Raw genomic sequence first — 1238 nt, forward strand, 5'->3', positions numbered from 1 at the left:
AATGCCGGGGTGGCGGAACTGGCAGACGCACAGGACTTAAAATCCTGCGGTAGGTGACTACCGTACCGGTTCGATTCCGGTCCTCGGCACCAGTTTTTAAAATAGTATAATATGCGCCCGTAGCTCAATTGGATAGAGCGTCTGACTACGGATCAGAAGGTTGTGGGTTCGACTCCTGCCGGGCGCGCCATAATTTTTGACTCGGGAAGTAGCTCAGCTTGGTAGAGCACTTGGTTTGGGACCAAGGGGTCGCAGGTTCGAATCCTGTCTTCCCGACCAGTTTATTTTATCCCTTTTACGGGGCCTTAGCTCAGCTGGGAGAGCGCCTGCCTTGCACGCAGGAGGTCAGCGGTTCGATCCCGCTAGGCTCCACCAACATTTTATAAAGATCCTGGCGGCGTAGCTCAGCTGGCTAGAGCGTACGGTTCATACCCGTGAGGTCGGGGGTTCGATCCCCTCTGCCGCCATTTTTTAGGACCTTTAGCTCAGTTGGTTAGAGCAGACGGCTCATAACCGTCCGGTCGCAGGTTCGAGTCCTGCAAGGTCCACCACTTATATACTGCGGAGGTATACCCAAGTCCGGCTGAAGGGATCGGTCTTGAAAACCGACAGGGGAGTCAAATCCCGCGGGGGTTCGAATCCCTCTACCTCCTCCATTTTTACTAAGTGTGTGGTGTAAGATCATCAAACATATAAACATATATATACTCGCTCTAAATAAATCGTAAGGGTGGCGCAAACCGCCAAACGAAGATGTTAAACTTACTAGAAGCGTTGAGTCATAGTGTTTATAACAATAATATTATCGCGGGGTGGAGCAGCACGGTAGCTCGTTGGGCTCATAACCCAAAGGTCGCAGGTTCAAATCCTGCCCCCGCAACCAAATGGTCCCGTGGTGTAGCGGTTAACATGCCTGCCTGTCACGCAGGAGATCGCGGGTTCGATTCCCGTCGGGACCGCCATTTTTATTAAGTAATTCTTTAAGAATTTGAGATAAGCAAAGAAGGTCGAGGAAGCAATTGAGTAAAGGAAGGAGCGTACTAACGTACGTGACTGACTGAACGAAAGAAGCTGACAAAGAGATTCAAAGCTTAGCACAAATTCAATGTGGCTCAGTAGCTCAGTCGGTAGAGCAAAGGACTGAAAATCCTTGTGTCGGCGGTTCGATTCCGTCCTGAGCCACCATATTGCGGGTGTAGTTTAGTGGTAAAACCTCAGCCTTCCAAGCTGATGATGAG

General features: G+C 50.4%; 10 tRNA genes. All 10 read left to right on the top strand.

Annotation, left to right across the window (positions count from 1 at the left end):
* Positions 1–3: 3 nt before the first annotated feature.
* The 10 genes from HMPREF1210_RS00005 to HMPREF1210_RS00050 all read left to right on the top strand — a co-directional run bounded on the left by HMPREF1210_RS00005 (position 4) and on the right by HMPREF1210_RS00050 (position 1185).
* Positions 4–92, top strand: a tRNA-Leu gene (locus HMPREF1210_RS00005).
* Between the two features lie 21 nt (positions 93–113).
* A tRNA-Arg gene (locus tag HMPREF1210_RS00010) sits at positions 114–190 on the top strand.
* Positions 191–202: 12 nt separating this feature from the next.
* Positions 203–279: transfer RNA gene (locus HMPREF1210_RS00015), tRNA-Pro, on the top strand.
* 20 nt (positions 280–299) lie between these two features.
* A tRNA-Ala gene (locus tag HMPREF1210_RS00020) sits at positions 300–375 on the top strand.
* A gap of 18 nt (positions 376–393) precedes the next feature.
* Positions 394–467, top strand: a tRNA-Met gene (locus HMPREF1210_RS00025).
* A gap of 7 nt (positions 468–474) precedes the next feature.
* Positions 475–551 (top strand) — tRNA-Ile (locus HMPREF1210_RS00030).
* 12 nt (positions 552–563) lie between these two features.
* Positions 564–656 (top strand) — tRNA-Ser (locus tag HMPREF1210_RS00035).
* 150 nt (positions 657–806) lie between these two features.
* Positions 807–883 (top strand) — tRNA-Met (locus HMPREF1210_RS00040).
* A 3-nt stretch (positions 884–886) separates the two neighbouring features.
* Positions 887–962 (top strand) — tRNA-Asp (locus tag HMPREF1210_RS00045).
* A 147-nt stretch (positions 963–1109) separates the two neighbouring features.
* Positions 1110–1185, top strand: a tRNA-Phe gene (locus HMPREF1210_RS00050).
* Positions 1186–1238: the final 53 nt, after the last annotated feature.

Origin of the sequence: Paenisporosarcina sp. HGH0030 (assembly GCF_000411295.1) — a bacterium.
Lineage (GTDB): Bacteria > Bacillota > Bacilli > Bacillales_A > Planococcaceae > Paenisporosarcina.